Source organism: Hydrogenophaga sp. ZJX-1, assembly GCF_048590325.1.
Classification (GTDB): domain Bacteria; phylum Pseudomonadota; class Gammaproteobacteria; order Burkholderiales; family Burkholderiaceae_C; genus Hydrogenophaga.
Genome location: NZ_JBMBRA010000003.1, coordinates 131,945 through 151,072, shown reverse-complemented (window position 1 = coordinate 151,072; position 19,128 = coordinate 131,945). Strand labels below are relative to the sequence as shown.

Annotated in this window: 18 protein-coding genes; 11 read left to right on the top strand and 7 right to left on the bottom strand. The window is 66.4% G+C overall.

Features of this window, described 5'->3' with window-relative positions; genetic code table 11:
• The first annotated feature begins 49 nt into the window (after positions 1-49).
• A complete protein-coding gene (guaD, locus tag ACN5W5_RS09530; RefSeq protein ID WP_420048305.1) occupies positions 50-1,330 on the top strand; it encodes a guanine deaminase in 1,281 nt (426 codons plus the stop codon).
• Positions 1,331-1,527: 197 nt separating this feature from the next.
• Here guaD and ACN5W5_RS09525 read toward each other — a convergent pair whose 3' ends face one another.
• From ACN5W5_RS09525 to ACN5W5_RS09515, 3 genes are read right to left on the bottom strand one after another with little or no spacing between them, the layout of a single operon-like run.
• Positions 1,528-2,532 carry a cytochrome d ubiquinol oxidase subunit II gene (locus tag ACN5W5_RS09525; RefSeq protein ID WP_420048304.1) on the bottom strand — a complete coding sequence of 335 codons (1,005 nt, stop codon included), beginning with the start codon at positions 2,530-2,532 and terminating at the stop codon, positions 1,528-1,530.
• A 19-nt stretch (positions 2,533-2,551) separates the two neighbouring features.
• Positions 2,552-3,922, bottom strand: coding sequence for a cytochrome ubiquinol oxidase subunit I (locus tag ACN5W5_RS09520; protein ID WP_420048303.1), 1,371 nt, complete (start codon positions 3,920-3,922; stop codon positions 2,552-2,554).
• A 39-nt stretch (positions 3,923-3,961) separates the two neighbouring features.
• The gene (locus ACN5W5_RS09515) at positions 3,962-4,561 is read right to left on the bottom strand and encodes a GbsR/MarR family transcriptional regulator (protein WP_420048302.1); all 600 of its coding nucleotides are present in this window, start codon (positions 4,559-4,561) and stop codon (positions 3,962-3,964) included.
• A 160-nt stretch (positions 4,562-4,721) separates the two neighbouring features.
• Here ACN5W5_RS09515 and dcd point away from each other — a divergent pair, with 160 nt between their 5' ends.
• From dcd to ACN5W5_RS09500, 3 genes are all read left to right on the top strand, one after another.
• Positions 4,722-5,297: a dCTP deaminase gene (gene dcd / locus ACN5W5_RS09510; protein WP_420048301.1), complete on the top strand. Its 576-nt coding sequence runs from the start codon at positions 4,722-4,724 to the stop codon at positions 5,295-5,297.
• 107 nt (positions 5,298-5,404) lie between these two features.
• A complete protein-coding gene (locus ACN5W5_RS09505; protein WP_420048300.1) occupies positions 5,405-6,298 on the top strand; it encodes a neutral zinc metallopeptidase in 894 nt (297 codons plus the stop codon).
• Between the two features lie 133 nt (positions 6,299-6,431).
• Positions 6,432-7,907, top strand: a complete 1,476-nt coding sequence (locus ACN5W5_RS09500) for a DEAD/DEAH box helicase (protein WP_420048299.1) — start codon at positions 6,432-6,434, stop codon at positions 7,905-7,907.
• A gap of 5 nt (positions 7,908-7,912) precedes the next feature.
• Here ACN5W5_RS09500 and ACN5W5_RS09495 read toward each other — a convergent pair whose 3' ends face one another.
• Positions 7,913-8,752 carry a symmetrical bis(5'-nucleosyl)-tetraphosphatase gene (locus ACN5W5_RS09495; protein WP_420048298.1) on the bottom strand — a complete coding sequence of 280 codons (840 nt, stop codon included), beginning with the start codon at positions 8,750-8,752 and terminating at the stop codon, positions 7,913-7,915.
• Between the two features lie 9 nt (positions 8,753-8,761).
• Here ACN5W5_RS09495 and ACN5W5_RS09490 point away from each other — a divergent pair, with 9 nt between their 5' ends.
• On the top strand, positions 8,762-10,063 hold the full coding sequence (locus ACN5W5_RS09490) for a hemolysin family protein (protein WP_420048297.1): 1,302 nt from the start codon (positions 8,762-8,764) through the stop codon (positions 10,061-10,063).
• 26 nt (positions 10,064-10,089) lie between these two features.
• Here the strand turns inward: ACN5W5_RS09490 and ACN5W5_RS09485 are convergent, their stop codons facing one another.
• Positions 10,090-11,010: a LysR family transcriptional regulator gene (locus tag ACN5W5_RS09485; RefSeq protein ID WP_420048296.1), complete on the bottom strand. Its 921-nt coding sequence runs from the start codon at positions 11,008-11,010 to the stop codon at positions 10,090-10,092.
• Between the two features lie 183 nt (positions 11,011-11,193).
• Between ACN5W5_RS09485 and ACN5W5_RS09480 the strand changes: the two genes are divergently transcribed.
• The 5 genes from ACN5W5_RS09480 (at position 11,194) to ACN5W5_RS09460 (ending at position 16,783) form a co-directional block, all read left to right on the top strand.
• A complete protein-coding gene (locus ACN5W5_RS09480) occupies positions 11,194-12,615 on the top strand; it encodes a form I ribulose bisphosphate carboxylase large subunit (RefSeq protein ID WP_420048295.1) in 1,422 nt (473 codons plus the stop codon).
• 31 nt (positions 12,616-12,646) lie between these two features.
• A complete protein-coding gene (locus tag ACN5W5_RS09475) occupies positions 12,647-13,000 on the top strand; it encodes a ribulose bisphosphate carboxylase small subunit (RefSeq protein WP_420048294.1) in 354 nt (117 codons plus the stop codon).
• 284 nt (positions 13,001-13,284) lie between these two features.
• The gene (locus ACN5W5_RS09470) at positions 13,285-14,088 is read left to right on the top strand and encodes a CbbQ/NirQ/NorQ/GpvN family protein (RefSeq protein ID WP_420048293.1); all 804 of its coding nucleotides are present in this window, start codon (positions 13,285-13,287) and stop codon (positions 14,086-14,088) included.
• A gap of 6 nt (positions 14,089-14,094) precedes the next feature.
• Positions 14,095-16,452, top strand: coding sequence for a nitric oxide reductase activation protein NorD (locus ACN5W5_RS09465; RefSeq protein WP_420048292.1), 2,358 nt, complete (start codon positions 14,095-14,097; stop codon positions 16,450-16,452).
• Positions 16,453-16,465: 13 nt separating this feature from the next.
• A complete protein-coding gene (locus ACN5W5_RS09460; protein ID WP_420048291.1) occupies positions 16,466-16,783 on the top strand; it encodes a hypothetical protein in 318 nt (105 codons plus the stop codon).
• A 7-nt stretch (positions 16,784-16,790) separates the two neighbouring features.
• Here ACN5W5_RS09460 and ACN5W5_RS09455 read toward each other — a convergent pair whose 3' ends face one another.
• Entirely contained in the window at positions 16,791-17,891 is a 1,101-nt protein-coding gene (locus tag ACN5W5_RS09455; RefSeq protein ID WP_420048290.1) for an ornithine cyclodeaminase, read from the bottom strand.
• 153 nt (positions 17,892-18,044) lie between these two features.
• On the opposite strand from ACN5W5_RS09455, the gene ACN5W5_RS09450 reads away from it, so the two are divergent.
• Positions 18,045-18,464: an Lrp/AsnC family transcriptional regulator gene (locus tag ACN5W5_RS09450; RefSeq protein WP_420048289.1), complete on the top strand. Its 420-nt coding sequence runs from the start codon at positions 18,045-18,047 to the stop codon at positions 18,462-18,464.
• A gap of 27 nt (positions 18,465-18,491) precedes the next feature.
• Here ACN5W5_RS09450 and ACN5W5_RS09445 read toward each other — a convergent pair whose 3' ends face one another.
• A complete protein-coding gene (locus ACN5W5_RS09445) occupies positions 18,492-19,058 on the bottom strand; it encodes a hypothetical protein (RefSeq protein WP_420048288.1) in 567 nt (188 codons plus the stop codon).
• Positions 19,059-19,128 lie beyond the last annotated feature (70 nt).

Genomic DNA, 19,128 nt, shown 5'->3' with positions numbered 1-19,128 from the left:
TGCCCCGCCGTATGCCGCAGGCGGACGGTGCCGGTAAGCTTCGAAGTGCATGAAAGCCTACCGCGCCGCCCTTCTCCGTTTCGACAACGACCACGCCCCCCTCTACGAATCCGACGGCCTGCTCGTGGTCGGCCCCGACGCGAACGGGCGCCGGGTCGTGCGGGCTGCGGGGAGCCACAGCGCGCTGGTGGACCGCTTTCCCGGCGTCGCCGTGGAGGACCTGCGCGGCCGCCTGATCGCCCCCGGTTTCGTGGACATGCACGTCCACTACCCTCAGACCGACGTGATCGGTGCCCCCGCCGCGGGCCTGCTGCCCTGGCTGGAAAACTACACTTTCCCGCACGAATCGCGTTTCCACGACGAAGACCATGCGCGCGAGGTGGCGGGTTTCTTCTTCGACGAACTGCAGCGCCATGGTGTCACCACGGCCTTGACCTTTGCCACCTCACACCCGCAGTCGGTGGACGCGGCGTTCAAGGAAGCCCAGGCGCGCGGCCTGCGTTTCATCACCGGCAAGGTGCTGCAGGACCGCCACAGCCCCGATGGTGTGCGCGACGACACCGAGCAGAGCCTGATCGACACCGAGACCCTGATCCAGCGCTGGCACGGCGTGGACCGCCTGGGCTACGCGATCACGCCGCGATTCGCACCCACCAGCACACCCGCCCAGCTGCGCGGCGCGGGCGAGCTGGCGGCGAAGTACGCCGACGTGTGGATCCAGTCGCACGTGGCCGAAAACCTGGACGAAGTGAAATGGGCGGCCGAGCTGTTCCCGGACGCGCGCAGCTACCTCGGTGTTTATGGCGACTTCGGCCTGCTGCGCGAGCGCGCGGTGTACGCCCACTGCATCCACCTCGATGCGGAGGACCGGGCGCTCATGCGCGAAACCGGCGCCGTAGCGGCCGTGAGCCCCACCAGCAACCTGTTTCTGGGCAGTGGGTTCTTTGACTACGCCGCCGCCGATGCCGCCGGCATGCGTTACGGCCTGGCCAGCGACGTGGGCGGCGGCACCAGTTTCTCGCCCTTCCACACCATGCTCGCAGCGTATTACGTGGGCCGAGAAGGCCAGAGCAAGACGGGCCTGAGCCTCTCGCCCGGCCAGCTCTGGTGGCAACACACCGCGGGTGCCGCGCAGGCGCTGGGTCTGGCCGGCGTGGTGGGCAACCTGCAGCCCGGCAACGAAGCCGACTTTGTGGTGCTCAACCTCCAGTCCACGCCGCTGCTGGCGCGCAAGACGGCGCAGGCGAACAGCCTCGACGAACTGCTGTTCGCACTGATCGTGCTGGGGGACGACCGGGTGGTGGAACGCACGGTGATCGCCGGACAGTAACGGCGCCCCGCCACCGTGCCCTCACCCGAGCCCTTTCCCAGGGGGAGAGGGAGCAAAACCCGCACCGCATGAAGTAACGACTTCAACCAGGGGCGTCAAGGGTCCGGCTCCGCCGGCCCGAGATGCCGTCCCCCCTCCAAGCGCCGAAGGCGCGCAAGAGAGGGGGGAAGCCGCGTCAGCGGCGCAGGGGGGTGTTCCTAGTTATAAGAAAGCGCGCGCGCTTTCCCCCAGAACACGCGGTACATATAGGCCGTGTAGACGATGATCATGGGCAGCGTGATCGCCACACCGATGAACACCACCGTGAGTGACCCGGTACCGATGGCCGCTTCCCACACCGTCATGCGACCGATCACGATGTCCGGGAAGATGCTGTAGGCCAGCCCGAAGAAGGCCATCACGAAGATCAGCACGGTGGCGGCGAACACCACCCAGCCGTGGCCGGCCTTCACCGCACCCGGGTGCGTCACCACCCAGCGCACCGCGAAGAAGGCGAACGCACAGCTCAGCGGAATCGGCATCAGCGCAAACACTTCGGGCACGCCGAACCACTTGTCCACCACCGCCGGGTTCACCAGCGGCGTGGCGGCCGAGATGGCCACCAGCGCCGCACCCATGGGCCACAGCACGCGCCGCGCCCAGTGCACCGCGCGCTCCTGCAACACGCCCTCGGTCTTCATGATCAACCAGCCCGCGCCCAGCAGCACATAGGCCGCGGGCAGCGTGAGCGCGATGCCCAGGCTGAAACCCAGCCCGAGCGGCCCGTTGTCGAAGCCCGTGATGTAGCTGCCCAGCATCCAGCCCTGGGCCGCGCTGGCCAGCAGCGAGCCGCCGAAAAAGGCCCGGTTCCAGAACGGCTTCCAGATCGGCGGCGCCTTCACGCGGAAGTCGAACGCCACACCGCGCAGGATCAGCCCGATCAGCATGAGGGCCACCGGCAGGTACAGCGCCTGCAGCACCAGGCCATGGGCGAACGGAAACGCCACCAGCAACACGCCCACGCCCAGCACCAGCCAGGTCTCGTTGGCGTCCCAGAACGGGCCGATGCTGGCGATCATGGTGTCCTTCTGCGCGTCGTCGGCCAGGGGCAGCAGCAGGCCCACGCCGAGGTCGTAGCCATCGAGCACGACGTAGGCCAGCAGGGCCAGGCCCATCACGGCCAGAAAGATCAGCGGCAGCAGGTGCGCCCAGCTTGTGTCCATGGGGTTCTCCGAGGGGGTGTCAGACGCCGGCCTTGCCGAGTCCGGCGCCGTGGGTGGGGGAGGGCGCGTGCTGGACGGGGTGCTCCGCCATGTACTTGAGCACGCCCACGTAGGTGACCAGCAGCAGGCCGTAGACCACCAGGTAGGCGGCAAGGGTGAGTGCGATCATGGGCGGCGCCGTGTGGGTGGCCAGCTCGCTGGTGCGCAGCAGGCCGTAGACCATGAAGGGCTGGCGGCCGATCTCGGTGACGTACCAGCCCGAGAGCGTGGCCAGCCAGCCCGAGAACGTCATGCCCGCCAACACCCAGAGCCAGGGCCGGGGCCACGGGGCGTGGCCTTCTGCAGCGCCCCGGTGGCGCTGGCGCCAGAGGCGCCAGACGCTGAACCAGGCCACCACCAGCATCAGGCTGCCCACGCCCACCATCACGCGAAAGCCCCAGAACACCGGCGCCACCGGTGGGTGTGCGTCCTTGAAATCGTGGATGCCCTGGACTTCGCCATCGAGGTCGTGCGTGAGCACCAGGCTGGCCAGCCGGGGGATCTTGAGCGCGTAGTGGGTGGTGCCCGCGGCTTCATCGGGGATGCCGAAGAGCGTGAGCGGTGCGCCCTTTTCGGTGTCCCAGATGCCTTCCATGGCGGCGATCTTGGCCGGCTGGTGTTCCAGGGTGTTGAGTCCGTGCAGGTCACCGGCCAGGAACTGCAGCGGCATGGCCACCGCGGCCGCCACGATGGCCGCACGCATGGCCTTGTGGGTGCCGGCCGTGGCGCTGCCCTTGAGGAGTTGCCAGGCGCACAGGCCCGCGATCAGGAACGAGGCGGTCAGCGCCGAGGCCAGCAGCTTGTGCGCGAAGCGGTAGGGGAACGAGGGGTTGAACACCACCGCCCACCAGTCGGTGGGGATGAACTGGCCGTTGACGATCTCGAAGCCCGCGGGCGTCTGCAGCCAGGAGTTGAGGCTGAGGATCCAGAACGCCGACAGCGTGGTGCCCAGCGCCACCAGGGCGGTGGCGAGCAGGTGCACGCGCTCGGACACGCGGCCCCGGCCAAACAGCATGATGCCCAGGAAGCTGGCTTCGAGGAAAAACGCGGTCAGCACCTCGTAGCCCAGCAGAGGCCCCGAGATGTTGCCGGTTTTCTCCATGAAGCCCGGCCAGTTGGTGCCGAACTGGAAGCTCATCACGATGCCCGAGACCACGCCCAGCGCGAAGCTCAACGCAAACACCTTGGTCCAGAAGTAGTACGCCTCTTCCCAGGCCGGCTCGCGGGTCTGGATGAAACGCAGGCGGAAGAACAGCAGGAACCAGCACAGCGCGATGGTGATGGAGGGGAACAGGATGTGGAAACTGATGTTGGCCGCGAACTGCATGCGCGACAGGATCAAGGCGTCCATGGGGTTTCCAGGTGGTTGGGTGCGTGGCGAAAAGGGCCGTCAGGCGGCGTCGGACAGCTTGTCGGCGCGGGTCGGGCGGGCCGCACCCTTGCCGGTGAGCCGGTCCTTGAGTTCGAGCACGCGGGTCACGGTGGCGCCCATGCCCATGAGCTGCAGGGCGGTCTCGGGGGCGAGCTTCTGCACGTCGTCGAACCAGGTCATGAGCCGGTCGATCAGGTCGTGCATGTCGCGCATGCGGGCCTGTGCGTGGCGCTCGGCGTCGGTCGAGGGCGTCTCCAGCAGGGCCGTGCGCAACATCGACAGCGTGGGCTCGATTTCGCGGCGGCGGCGCTCTTCGGCCAGCACGCGGAAGATCTCCCACACATCGGCGGGCGCTTCGAAATACTCGCGCCGGTCACCGGGCTGGTGGCGCAGCCGCACCAGGCGCCAGGACTGCAGCTCCTTGAGGCCCATGCTGACGTTGGAGCGCGAGAACTCCAGCTGCTCGGCGATCTCGTCGGCGTTGAGCGCCCGGGGCGAGACGAAGATCAGCGCGTAGATCTGGCCCACGGTGCGGTTGATGCCCCATTTGCTGCCCATCTCGCCAAAGTGGGCAACGAATTCGCGGTTCAGCGGGGGGAGGTGGTCTTGCAGCGGCATGGGCTGGAGTCTAGGCAGTCGTGTCTGAAGTTTCAGAAAGTTCTGAAATTACATGAACAGCCGTAGGGGCATTCCATTGGCGCACCGGGCCTTTGTGCGGCGCGCGGCACAGGCGGGTGCCTACAATCGGACGCAACAACACCGCCCGGAGCACGCACGCATGAGCATCAAAAGCGACAAATGGATCCGCCGCATGGCCGAGCAGACCGGCATGATCGAGCCCTTCGAGCCCGGCCAGATCCGGCAAAACGTGGCCGGCGAAAAAATCGTCAGCTACGGCACCAGCAGCTACGGCTACGACATCCGCTGCGCGCCCGAATTCAAGGTCTTCACCAACATCCACAGCACGGTGGTGGACCCGAAGAACTTCGACGAGAACAGCTTCGTGGACATCAACAAGGATGTCTGCGTGATCCCGCCCAACAGCTTCGCGCTGGCGCGCACCATGGAGTACTTCCGCATCCCGCGCAACGTGCTGACCATCTGCCTGGGCAAGAGCACCTACGCGCGTTGCGGCATCATCGTCAACGTCACGCCCTTCGAGCCCGAGTGGGAAGGTTATGTGACGCTGGAGTTCAGCAACACCACACCGCTGCCGGCCAAGATCTACGCGGGTGAGGGCTGCGCCCAGGTGCTGTTCTTCGAGAGCGACAAGGACGACGTCTGCGAGACCAGCTACAAGGACCGTGGCGGCAAATACCAGGGTCAGGTCGGTGTGACGCTGCCCAAGACCTGAGATCGCCACACCGATCGCAACGGAAGCGCTGCCGCCGGCAGCGCTTTTTTGTTTGGAGCTTTGCATAATGGGTCCGGCTGTGTCGCCAGACCCGAGGAGAACGCACCATGAAATGGGGAAACAACCGCCAGTCGGACCAGGTTGAAGACCGCCGCTCCTCTTCGGGGGGCGGCATGTTCGGCGGTGGGGGGCGGCGCACCGGCGGACGCAACATCGGCCTGGGCACCATCGTGATCGCGCTGCTCGCCGGCTGGATCTTCGGCATCAACCCGATGACCATCCTCGGTGTCCTGGGCGGCGCGGGCGATCTCACGCAGACGCAGAGCGCGCCGGCATCGGCCCCGGCGGGCCGGCCGACCGACGAAATGGGCCAGTTCGTCGCCGCCGTGCTGGGTGGTACCGAAGATGTGTGGATGGCGGTTTTCCAGCAGAGTGGCTCGCAGTACCAGAAGCCCCGTCTGGTGCTGTTCCGTGGCGCTGTGCCCACGGCCTGTGGCACCGGCCAGTCGGCCATGGGCCCGTTTTATTGCCCGGGCGACCAGAAGGTCTACATCGACCTGAGCTTCTACGAGACGCTGCGCAGCCAGCTCGGCGCGCCCGGCGACTTCGCGCAGGCCTATGTGATCGCGCACGAGGTGGGCCACCACGTGCAGAACCTGATGGGCCTGACCCAGCAGATGGAGCAGTCCCGGCAACGCGTGAGCGAGCGCGAGTACAACGCGCTGTCCGTGCGGCTGGAACTGCAGGCCGACTGCTTTGCCGGCATCTGGGCGCACCACAACCACAAGAGCAACGCCATCCTGGAGCCGGGTGACGTGGAAGAGGCGCTGAACGCGGCCGCCGCGATCGGCGACGACGCCATCCAGCGCAAGAGCCAGGGGCAGGTGGTGCCCGACAGCTTCACCCACGGCAGCAGCGAACAGCGTCAGCGCTGGTTCCACAAGGGGCTCGAAACCGGCAGCGTCAAGGCCTGCGACACCTTCAACACGCGGCAGATCTGACGTCACCCGGTGATCGGTGTCGTGAGGGTGTTACCCGGGGCTTCGCCGTCCGGGCTGGGTAAAAAACGCCCAAAGTGCGACAATAGCGGGCTAAAGCCCTCCCAGCGCGCATGAACACGCAACGCGCATTGAAATGACCCTATCCTTCTCCCAACTCTCCCTCTCTCCTTCTCTGGAGCGCGCCGTGGCCGAAATGGGCTACGAAAACATGACGCCGATCCAGGCTCAGGCCATCCCAGTGGTGCTGCAGGGACGTGACGTGATGGGCGCCGCCCAGACGGGCACCGGCAAGACCGCTGCCTTCACGCTGCCGCTGCTGCAGCGCATGATGAAGCACGACAACACCTCCACCTCGCCCGCGCGCCACCCGGTGCGCGCGCTGGTGCTGTTGCCCACGCGCGAGCTGGCCGACCAGGTGGCCGAACAGGTCAAGCTTTACGCCAAGTACACCAACCTGCGCAGCACCGTGGTGTTCGGCGGCATGGACATGAAGCCGCAGACCGCCGAATTGAAAAAGGGCGTTGAAGTGCTGGTGGCCACGCCGGGGCGTCTGCTGGACCACATCGAAGCCAAGAACTGTGTGTTGAACCAGGTCGAATACGTCGTGCTCGACGAGGCCGACCGCATGCTCGACATCGGCTTCCTGCCCGACCTGCAGCGCATCCTCTCGTTCCTGCCCAAGCAGCGCACGACGTTGCTGTTTTCGGCCACCTTCTCGACCGAGATCAAGCGCCTGGCCAACAGCTACCTGCAGGATCCGGTGACCATCGAGGTCGCACGCTCCAACGCCACCGCGTCCACCGTCGAGCAGCACTTCTACCGCGTCGACGACGACGACAAGCGCGGTACGCTCAAGCAGATCCTGCGCGAGCGCGGCATCAAGCAGGCCTTCGTGTTCGTCAACAGCAAGCTCGGTTGTGCGCGCCTGGCGCGTTCGCTGGAGCGCGAGGGCCTGAACACCACGGCCCTGCACGGCGACAAGAGCCAGGACGAACGCCTGAAGGCGCTCGAAGCCTTCAAGAGCGGCGCGGTCGACCTGCTGGTGTGTACCGATGTGGCCGCACGCGGCCTGGACATCAAGGACGTGCCGGCGGTGTTCAACTTCGACATTCCCTTCAACGCCGAAGACTATGTGCACCGCATCGGCCGCACCGGCCGCGCAGGGGCCTCGGGTCTGGCGGTGTCGTTTGTCAGTGCGCGCGATGCGCGCCTGATGGGCGATCTGGAAAAACTGCTGGGCAAGAAGCTGGAGCTGGAAGCGCTGGAACTCGAAGCGGACAAGCGTCCGGCCGGGCACTTCAACGACGGCCAGCGCGCCTGGCAGCAGCCCGACACGGCGCGCGAAGCGCGTGAAATCCGCGAGAGCCGCGGCAGCCGTCCCGAGCGCGAGGCGCGCGCGCCGTCCAGCCGCCCGGTGCGCCCACCCCGTGCGCCTGCCGATCCCTTGTTCGACAAGCCCTACGAGCCCAGCCTGGCCGCCGAGGCCACGCCGTCCTGGGAAGCCGCGCAGAAGCCCACCAGCCGCCTGTCGCCCAACATCAAAACCCGCAAGAAGGTGCCGGCGCTGTTCAAGAGCGCACCGGTGGCCCCTGTGACCGACAACAGCTGAATCAATCAGCCCTTGCCCGGTTTGCGGGTCTGTGGGCAGCGCACGGCGATGCGCTCGACCTCGCCCGGTTGCGCCCCCAGCCGCGCCGCCGTCAGGCACCCCCCCCACACACAACCCGTGTCCAGCGCAAGAACACCCGGGCGCTGCACGTCGGCGTCCAGCGTGGACCAGTGGCCGAACGCCACCGGCGTGCCTTCGGTGCGCCGCCCCGGCACCTCGAACCACGGCATGAAGCCCGCCGGTGCGCTGTCCGCGCTGTCCTTGGTGTCGAATTCCATCACACCCTGCGGTGAACAGAAGCGCAGCCGCGTGAGCGCGTTGACGATCACACGCAGCCGCGCCGCGCCGCGCAGGCCATCGCTCCAGAAGTCGGGCTGGTTGCCGTACATGCCGTGCAGGAACACGCCCCAGTCCGCGCTGCGCAGCGCCGCCTCCAGTTCGCCCGCCAGCGCCAGGGTCTGCGCCGCGTCCCACTGCGGCAGCACGCCCGCGTGCACCATCAGCCAGCCGTGCGCCTGCAGCGCCATGGAGCGTGTGCGCAGCCAGTCCAGCAGGTGGTTGCGATCGGGCGCGCTCAGGATGTCGGCCACGGTATCGCTGCGGTGCGGCTTGCGCACGCCCTGCGCCACGGCGAGCAGGTGCAGGTCGTGGTTGCCCAGCAGGCAATGCGCCGCACCTTCAAGCGCCATCAGCCGGCGCAACACCGCCAGCGAATCCGGACCGCGGTTGACCAGGTCGCCCAGCAGGTACAGCGTGTCGCGGCTGGGTGAAAAACCGATTTCGTCCATCAGACGTCCGAGGGCCTCGTCGCAGCCCTGCACGTCGCCAATCATGTAAAGTGCCATGCGCCCATTATGGATACCCTCTTAATCATCTTTCTCACCCTGCTCAATGGTGCCTTTGCCATGTCGGAACTGGCGCTGGCCTCCAGCCGCAAGGCCCGCCTGTCGGCCATGGCAGAGTCCGGTGACAAGGGCGCACAGACAGCGCTGAAACTGCTCGAAAACCCGACCCAGTTCCTCTCCTCGGTGCAGGTGGGCATCACCTCCATCGGCATGCTCAACGGCATCGTTGGCGAAGCCGCCTTCAGCGATAACCTGGCGGCGTGGCTGCAGGGCCTGGGACTGACCGCGGCCACGGCCAGCGTGAGCGCCACCGCGGTGGTGGTGGTGGTGATCACCTTCATCACCATCGTGTTCGGCGAACTGGTGCCCAAGCGCATCGGCCAGCTGTACCCGGAAACGGTGTCGCGCTGGGTCTCGCGGCCCATGGCCTGGGTGGCGAAAATCGCGCGCCCCTTCGTGCTGCTGCTGTCGGTGACGACGCAGGGCACGCTCAAGCTGCTGCGCGTCGACACCAACGCCGTGCAGCACGTGACCGAGGAAGAAATCAACGCCAGCCTGGAAGAGGGTGTCGACGCCGGGCTGATCGAGGAGCACGAGCACCAGATGGTTCGCAACGTGTTCCAGCTCGATGATCGCCAGCTCACCTCCATCATGGTGCCGCACGCCGATATCGAGTGGCTGGATGCGGAAAGCGCCATCGACGACGCGGTGCAGCGGGCCTGGACCACCGGTCATTCGTGGTACCCGGTCTGCCGTGGCGGCCTCGCCGACGTGGTTGGCGTGATCCACCTGCCGCGCATGCTGGCGCTGCAGGCCGAGGGCAACAACGAGCCGATCATGCGGCACGTGCAGCCGGCCGTGTTCGTGCCCGAGACGCTCTCGGGCATGGAGCTGCTGGAGCAGTTCCGCGAGCGCTCCACGCGCATGGTGCTGGTGGTGGACGAATACGGCGTGGTGCAGGGGCTGCTCACACCGCTGGACATGCTGGAAGCCATCACCGGCGAACTCTCGCCCCACGAGGCGCTGGACGCCTGGGCCACGCAGCGCGAGGACGGTGCCTGGCTGGTGGACGGGGCCATGCCGGTGGCCGAACTCAAGGCGCGGCTGGACATCGAGGAACTGCCCGACGAGGACAAGGGCCGCTACAACACGGTGGCCGGTTTGATGCAGACCGTGGAAGGCGATCTGCTGGAGCAGCACCAGCACGTGGATTGCGCGGGCTGGCGCTTCGAGGTGCTGGTGCTCGACGGCCGGCGCATCGATCAGGTTTTGATATCGCGCCTGCCAGAAGGCGAAGAAGCGGTGGCCTAAGGTGCCCGCTGGCCGCCTCGGCCTTATCAGGCCGGGGGCTGGGTGGGGCTCACCGTCCGGTGTTCGAACAACCAGTCCTTGAACGCCAGCGCCGCAGCCGACAGGCGCTTGCCGCGCGGGTAGACCACGTGCCAGCGGCGGATCAGCGGAAAGCCCACCACATCCAGCAGCACCAGCTCGCCCAGCGCCAGCTCTGACACCACCGTGGTGGCCGACAGCACGGCCAGGCCCAGGCCGCCGGCCACGGTCTGTTTGATGGCCTCGTTGCTGCCGACCTCCAGCCGGTTCTTCAGCGTCACGCCCTGGCTGGCAAAAAACTTTTCGGCCGTGAGCCGTGTGCCCGAGCCGGGTTCGCGCAGGATGAAGGGCTCGTTCTTCAGCCGGCTGGGCGCGATCTTCTTTTGGCCCACCAGCGGGTGGTCGGGTGGTGCCACCAGCACCAGCGGGTTGTCGGCAAAGTTCTCGCTCACCACGTCCATGCTCTCGGGTGGCTGACCCATGATGTAGAGATCGTCCTGGTTGGCGGCCAGGCGCTGCAGCAGGTTCTCGCGGTTGCCCACCAGCATGGCCACCTCGATGCCGGGGTGGGCCGCGCAGAAACCGCCGAGCAGCTTGGGCACGGTGTACTTCACCGTGGTGAGGATCGCGAGTTTGAGACTGCCGCGCTCCACGCCCTGCAGCGCGGCCAGGTCTTGCGACAGGCGCTCCATGCGGGTTTCGATGTCGGCGCAGGCGTCGGCCAGGGTCTGGCCGGTGGCGGTGAGAAAGATCTTCTTCCCCAACTGCTCGAACAGCGGCTGGCCCACCGTTTCGGAGAGCTGCTTGACCTGCAGCGACAGCGTGGGCGGCGAGAGGTGCAGTTCTTCGGCCGCGCGCGCGAAGCTGTTGTGGCGCGCCACGGCCAGAAAGATGCGCAGCTGGTGCAGGGTGGCGTGGCGCAGGTTCATTCGAGTCTCCGGAATTGATAGATAAAAATCTAACGTAACAGTAAAAACATTTTACTTTTATTTATTGTTGTGGTGGCCAACAATCTGCACCAGTTCAGAGCAATCACGCCCCATTCAAGTACATCGCGGGCGCTTTGAGCACCACAGTGAGACGTTCGACCACCCGAGAAGGAGCAACACGCAATGGCTACGAAAACCTACAGCGCCGGTGTCAAGGAATACCGCAGCACGTACTGGGAACCCCACTACACCCCCAAAGACACCGACATCCTCGCGTGTTTCAAGATCACGCCGCAGGCCGGCGTGGACCGTGAAGAAGTGGCCGCCGCCGTGGCCGCCGAATCGTCCACCGGCACCTGGACCACGGTCTGGACCGACCTGCTGACCGATCTCGATTACTACAAGGGCCGCGCCTACCGCATCGAAGACGTGCCCGGCGACGACACCTGCTTCTACGCTTTCGTGGCCTACCCGATCGACCTGTTCGAAGAAGGCTCCGTCGTCAACGTGCTGACCTCGCTGGTGGGCAACGTGTTCGGCTTCAAGGCCCTGCGCGCCCTGCGCCTGGAAGACATCCGCTTCCCGATCGCGTATGTGAAGACCTGCGGTGGCCCGCCCCACGGCATCCAGGTCGAGCGCGACATCATGAACAAGTACGGTCGTCCGCTGCTGGGCTGCACCATCAAGCCCAAGCTGGGTCTGTCGGGCAAGAACTACGGCCGCGCGGTGTACGAGTGCCTGCGCGGTGGCCTGGACTTCACCAAGGACGACGAGAACGTCAACAGCCAGCCCTTCATGCGCTGGCGCCAGCGATTCGACTTCGTGCAGGAAGCCATCGAGAAGGCCGAGCGCGAGACCGGCGAGCGCAAGGGCCACTACCTGAACGTGACCGCGCCCACGCCCGAAGAGATGTACAAGCGCGCCGAGTACGCGAAAGAACTCGGCTCGCCGATCATCATGCACGACTACCTGACCGGTGGCCTGTGCGCCAACACGGGTCTGGCGAACTGGTGCCGCGACAACGGCATGCTGCTGCACATCCACCGCGCCATGCACGCCGTGCTCGACCGCAACCCGCACCACGGCATCCACTTCCGCGTGCTGACCAAGGTGCTGCGCCTCTCCGGCGGCGACCACCTGCACTCCGGCACCGTGGTGGGCAAGCTCGAAGGCGACCGCGCCTCCACGCTGGGCTGGATCGACATCATGCGCGACGAGTTCATCAAGGAAGACCGCAGCCGCGGCATCTTCTTCGACCAGGACTTCGGCTCCATGCCCGGTGTGCTGCCGGTCGCCTCTGGCGGCATCCACGTCTGGCACATGCCTGCGCTGGTCAACATCTTCGGTGACGACTCGGTGCTGCAGTTCGGTGGTGGCACGCTCGGCCACCCCTGGGGCAACGCCGCTGGCGCCGCCGCCAACCGCGTCGCGCTGGAAGCCTGCGTCAAGGCGCGCAACGAAGGCGTGGCGGTGGAGAAGGAAGGCAAGGCGGTGTTGTCCGACGCGGCCAAGCACTCGCCCGAGCTCAAGATCGCCATGGAAACCTGGAAAGAGATCAAGTTCGAATTCGACACCGTGGACAAGCTCGACATCGCCCACAAGTGATCACAGCAACAGCATTGAAAGGACACACACCATGAGCATGCAGGACTACAACAGCCGCCTCTCCGATCCCGCCAGCCGCAAGTTCGAGACCTTCTCCTACCTGCCGGCCATGAGCACCGAAGAAATCCGCAAGCAGGTGGAATACTTGGTGAAGAAGGGTTTGAACCCGGCGATCGAACACACCGAACCCAAGTACCTGATGGACTCCTACTGGTACATGTGGAAGCTGCCCATGTTCGGCGAAACCGACGTGGACAAGGTGCTCGCCGAGTGCGAAGCCTGCCGCCAGGCCAACCCGGAGAACCACATCCGCCTGATCGGCTATGACAACTTCAAGCAGTCGCAAGGCGCGAGCATGGTCATCTTCCGCGGGAAGACGGTGTAACCCCCCTGCGCCACTGCGCGGCTTCCCCTCTGGAAGGGGGGACGATGCCTGTGGCCCGGCCAAGCCGGTTCCACGGCATCTCTGAACCGAGACACGCGCTCCGGACGCTCGATGGCGTTTCTTCCTGGAGCGCCCTTGAGCGTGGTGCGGGGTGGTCGACGCAGTGAGGTAAAGGGGGAGACGGCCGCAGGCCGTCGGAGGACACGAACGGAGTTGGCCGCCCCGCACCATGCGGTGCAGGCCAACGCAACAATGCAACGAGTGCAAGGTCTGTGGAGACGAACATGAGCGACAACCTCGACGCCTACCGCGTCGTCCAGCAACCCTACTACCGCCCGGTGGCCGACGAGGTCGAGCTGTACGAGGCTGCGTATTCGGTGCGCATGCCCATGATGCTCAAGGGCCCGACCGGCTGCGGCAAGACCCGCTTCGTCGAATACATGGCGTGGAAGCTCGACAAGCCGTTGATTACCGTGGCCTGCAACGAAGACATGACGGCGAGCGATCTGGTCGGCCGCTTCTTGCTTGACGCGCAGGGCACGCGCTGGCAGGACGGTCCGCTGGCCATGGCCGCGCGTTATGGCGCCATCTGCTACCTCGACGAAGTTGTCGAAGCCCGGCAGGACACCACCGTGGTCATCCATCCGCTGACCGACAACCGCCGCGTGCTGCCGCTGGAGAAAAAGGGCGAACTGGTCAGGGCCCATCCAGACTTCCAGATCGTCATCTCCTACAACCCGGGCTACCAGAGCCTGATGAAGGACCTCAAGCAGTCCACCAAGCAGCGCTTCGGTGCGCTGGATTTCAACTACCCCGAACACGACATCGAGGCCGAGATCGTCGCGCACGAAACCGGCGTGAGCCTCGACACCGCGGGCAAGCTCGTTGGCATCGCCGAGCGTGCGCGCAACCTCAAGGGTCATGGCCTGGACGAAGGCATCTCCACCCGCATGCTGATCTACGCGGGCAGCCTGATCGCCAAGGATGTGGCCGCCCAGGCCGCCTGCCGCGTGGCCCTGGTGCGCCCGATCACCGACGACCCGGACATGCGCGATGCGCTGGACGCTGCGGTAGCCACGTTTTTCTGACGAGCCATGAGCGTCCACCTCCACGACCACGCCGAGTGGACCGACCAGCTGGAGCCCGCATCGCGCGAACTGCTGGAGCGCAGCTGGCCGGACGCGACCAAGGTGTTTTCGGCGCGTGGGCTGGACAACTACGTCAAAGGCGCCGCTGCGTTGCGCGGTCTGGGCCGTGGCCACGAACTGGTGGACGCCTGGATCGACGGCGCACCGCAGGTGGCGCAGGAGATCGGCGAGGACGTGGTCGGTGAACTCGCCACCACCGCGCTCATGCTCGCGTCCAAGACCTCGGGTTCGGTGATCGAACTGGTGCTGGCCACCGCGCCCACCGCCGCGCGTCGCCTGGCCGATGGCGCGCTGTTCATGCAGTACCTGCAGTTCCTCAACACCCTGGTGGCGCAGGCGCCGCGCGGGCTGCGTCCCATGCTGGGTCAGCTCGACGCGCTGTTCGGCCAGCTCACGCTGGGCGGTCTGCGGCGCTGGGCCACCTGGGGGGCGCAGGCGCACCGCACGAACTATGAAGAGCAGGTCGCCTACTTCGGCCTGCAGTCCAAAGAGTCGCTGGCCATGTTGCAGAAGGAGCGCAAGGGCACGCTGCTGGTGGACGTGCAACGGCGCATCAACATGTACCTGCGCGCGCTCTGGGGCCGCGACTTCTTCATGCGGCCCACGGCCGGCGACTACGAATCGCGCGAGGGCTACCGCCCTTTCATCGAGGACTACTTCATCCACCTGCCCGACGCCTACGACGCGGTGGACGGCAACGCCGGTCCGGTGGATGCCATACAGCTCTACCGCGCCGCCGCCACGCACGCCGCCGCGCACGTGGTGTTCACGCGCCAGCCGATCTCGGCCGAGTCGCTGAGCCCGTGGCAGATGGCGCTGATCGGTCTGGTGGAAGACGCGCGGGTCGAGGCGCTCACGCTCGCGCGCTTTCCCGGCATGCGCCCGCTCTGGGCGCAGTTGCACACCGTGCATGCCACCCAGCAAGCCACGGCCGGTGACTGGCTCAACCGCCTGGCGCGCGCGCTGCTCGATCCAGCCTTCGAAGACGCCCACCCCTGGATCGCCCAAGGCCGCGCCCTGCTGGCCGAGGCGTTGCCCCGCATGCAAACCGGGCCCCACGACAACACCGTGTCGTGGGAGATCGGCGTGCAGCTGGCGCACAGCTACCGCGAACTCACGCAAGGCCCGAGCTACCAGCCGCGCACGGACCTGCAGACGGCTGCCTACCGCGACGACAACCGCTACTTCTGGGCCTTCGACGGTTTCGACTTCGAGCGATCGATGGCCGCCGGCTACGAGCCGCCGCAGCAACTGCGCAAGCAGGTCAACCTGATGGAGTTCGTCAACGAGCTGGAGGTGGAAGGCGCGGGCGACGACGCGCAGGAAATCTGGGTGCTGGGCACCGAGCTCTTCCCCTACGAAGACCTGGGCGTGTCCTTCAATGAAAGCGAAGGGCGCGAACCGGTGCTGCCGCCGGTGCACTATGGCGAGTGGGACCACATGATCCAGCTCGAACGCCCGGCCTGGGCCACGGTGCAGGAGCGCCGCCCCAAGGCGGGCGACGTGGCGGTGATCGACGGCATCCTCACCGAACACCGGCGCCTGATCGGCCGCATGAAATACATCCTCGACGCCATGCAGCCACAGGGCGTGCAGCGCATCCGCAAGCTCGAGGACGGCGACGAGATCGACCTCAACGCCGCGCTGGCCTCGCTCACCGATCTGCGAATGGGCCGCCAGCCCGACCCGCGCATCATGATGCGCAGCGTGCGCAAAACGCGCGACATCTCGGTGCTGGTGCTGCTCGACCTGTCGCAATCGACGAACGACAAGGTGGCGGGCCAGGACCACACGGTGCTTGAACTCACACGATCCGCCTGCGCGCTGCTGGCCGACGCGATCCAGAAGGTGGGCGACCCGTTCGCCATCCACGGCTTCTGCTCCGACGGCCGGCACGACGTGAACTACTGGCGCTTCAAGGACTTTGACCAGCCCTACGACGACACCGCCAAGGCGCGCCTGGCCGGCATGGAGGGGCAGCTGTCCACCCGCATGGGCGCGGCCATCCGCCACGCGGCGGCGGCGCTCAAGGCGCAGCGCAGCAGCAAGAAGCTGCTGCTCGTCATCACCGACGGCGAGCCGGCCGACGTGGACGTGCGCGACCCGCAGTACCTGCGCCACGACACCAAGAAAGCGGTGGAAGAGGCCGGACGCAACGGCGTCATGACCTACTGCATGAGCCTGGACCCGCGCGCCGACCAGTACGTGCGCCGCATCTTCGGCGAACGCAACTACCTGGTGGTGGACAAGGTGGAAAAACTGCCCGAGAAGTTGCCGGTGCTCTATGCTGGCCTGACCCGATAACCAGGAACAGACCATGAGCATGATTCACAGCCGTACCCAGAGCTACGCCGGCATCGACCACGAAGAACACCATGGCATGACCATGACCGGGCGCATCATCCGCGACGCCTGGGTGTTTGGATTGCTGCCCGAAGGCGATGGCTTTGGCGGCAAGAACGCGGGCGACCTGTCGAACCTTTTCGAGGCAGTGCACAAGGCCTGGGAGCCTTACGGCCAGTTGCCCAGCCGCCTGCCACCCGAGCTGGCCGAGCGCCACGCACGCATCCACGCGACGGCGGTGGAGCGCGCCAAGGCCATGGGCTGGAATGCCGAGCTGGACGACGACGACTGAGAGCTGATCAGGCGCGCGCGGTCGCGGCGATCTGCACCAGCTGATCGGCCACAGAAGCCGGTGCAGCCAGCAGTCCAAACAGGTTCTTCGGATCGGCCAGCTGCGGGATCAGCGCGATGCGCTCGCCCATGCCCAGCCGGACCGCGCTGTCCATCATGAAGCGCAGGGCGGAAAAGTCTTCGAGCGCGAAACCCACCGAATCGAACACGGTGACCTGATCCGCGCTGTCGCGCCCGGCGCGCTCGCCGCGCAGCACCTGCCAGAGTTCGGTGACGGCGAAGTCGGCGGGCTGGTGCTGGATCTCGCCTTCGATGCGCGACTGTGGCTCGTATTCCACGAACACCTTGGCCGCGTCGAGGATGTCGCCGTGCAGTTCGGTCTTGCCCGGGCAGTCGCCGCCCACGGCGTTGAGGTGCATGCCGGGCTCCATCATCCCGGGCGTGAGGATCAGGGCCATGGCCTTGTCGGCGGTGACGGTGGTCACGATGTCCGCGCCCTTGACCGCTTCGGCCGTGCTCTGGCACACCGTGATCTGCAGGCCACTGCCTTGCAGGTTGGCCACCAGCTTGACGCTGGCGGCGGGGTCCACGTCGTACACGCGCAGGCTGGTGATGCCCACCAGGTGCTGGAAGGCCAGGGCCTGGAACTCGCTCTGCGCGCCGTTGCCGATGAGGGCCATCACGCGGCTGTCGGGCCGGGCCAGGGTCTGGGCGGCCAGGGCCGACATGGCGGCGGTGCGCAGCGCGGTGGTGAGCGTGAGTTCGCTCAGGAACAGCGGGGCGCCGGTGTCCACGTCGGCGAGCACGCCGAAGGCCATCACCGTGGACATGCCGAAGCGCGTGTTGCCGGGATGGCCGTTGACGTACTTGAAGCTGTAGCGGTGGTCGTCGGCCACGGGCATGAGCTCGATCACGCCGTCTTTCGAGTGCGCGGCCACGCGGGCGGTCTTGTCGAAATCGGCCCAGCGCAGGAAGTCGGCGTGGATGTGTTGTGCTATGTGCTGCAGGCAGTGCGGCAGGCCGAGGCGGCGGACCAGCTCGGCGGCTTCGGGTGCGCTCAGGTACAGGGTGCCCGTGTCACGGAATTGGGTGAGTGCGGTGTTCTTCATGGTCGTCTCTTGTGGTGCGGAAAACGGAGCGGACAGGCATCCGCCAACCGGTTCTTGAAGTTTGCCGCTGGGCAGAGACAATGAAAATCGGCAACAAAGTAGAGAAATGGCAGAAAATCAGCCAATTCGGCAACCTCGATTGGCGTTTTGACCATGGACCAGCTCGACCAGCAACTCATTGCCCTGTTGCGGCAGGACGCCAGGCTCTCCGTGGCCGACCTCGCGCACAAGCTCAAGGTCTCGCGCGGCACCGTCACCAACCGGCTGCGCAAGCTCGAAGACACGCAGGTGATCGTGGGTTACACCGTGCGCCTGCGGCCCGAGTCGCAGCCCGAGCGCATCCGCGCCTGGATGAGTGTGCAGGTCGAGGGCAACCAGACCCGGCTGGTGATCGCCAGCCTGCTGGGCGAGCCGGGTGTGGCCGCCCTGCACGACACCAATGGCCGCTGGGACCTGCTGGCCGAGCTGGAGGTGGGCTCGATGAAGGAACTGTCTGACGTGCTGGAGCGTGTGCGCCTGATCAGCGGCATCCGCGGCACGGAGACCAGCATCCATCTGGCCAGCTACCGCTGAGCGGGGCGCACACGCCCGCTACGGGGATCAGTTCTGGAAGACGTCGTCCATGCCACCGCGGCGGCTCAAGCGACCGTCGCTGTCGTCCGGTGCATCGTTCACGTCGTCGGCGCCACGGCCGCGGCGACCCACGCGACCATCGCTGTCGTCCGGCGCGTCCACGCCGTTGTCTTCCACGCCACGGGGCCGGTCGCGACCGCTGATGTGACCGTCGGCGTGGTGGTTCGGGCCGTCATCGGCGCCGCGACCGCGGCGTCCGCTGCCCGAGTTGCTGGAAGACGAGGAACCGCTGGACGAGGAACTGCCGGCGTTGCCACCATCATCGCCGCCGCGACCCCGGCCGCGCCCGCGGCCGCTGTCGCCGGACGAACCGTTCGAGGACGAGGACGACGAGCTGCCGCCATCGTCACCACCCCGGCCACGGCCGCGGCCACTGCTGTCGCCCGAGGAATCGCTGGAACTGCTCGATGAAGAACCGCTGCGGTTCTTGCCGCTGCCGGAGTCCCCGTCTCTGGCCAGGACAGCACTGGATGCGAGACCCAGTGCCATGGCGGCAATCAGGGTGGCGAGGGTGGACTTGTTGAAAGTGCGCATGGTTTTCTCCTGAAGGGTGGTGGTTGAATGCGTGTGAAAATTTCCCACGCACGACCGCAGTATGTGTGTG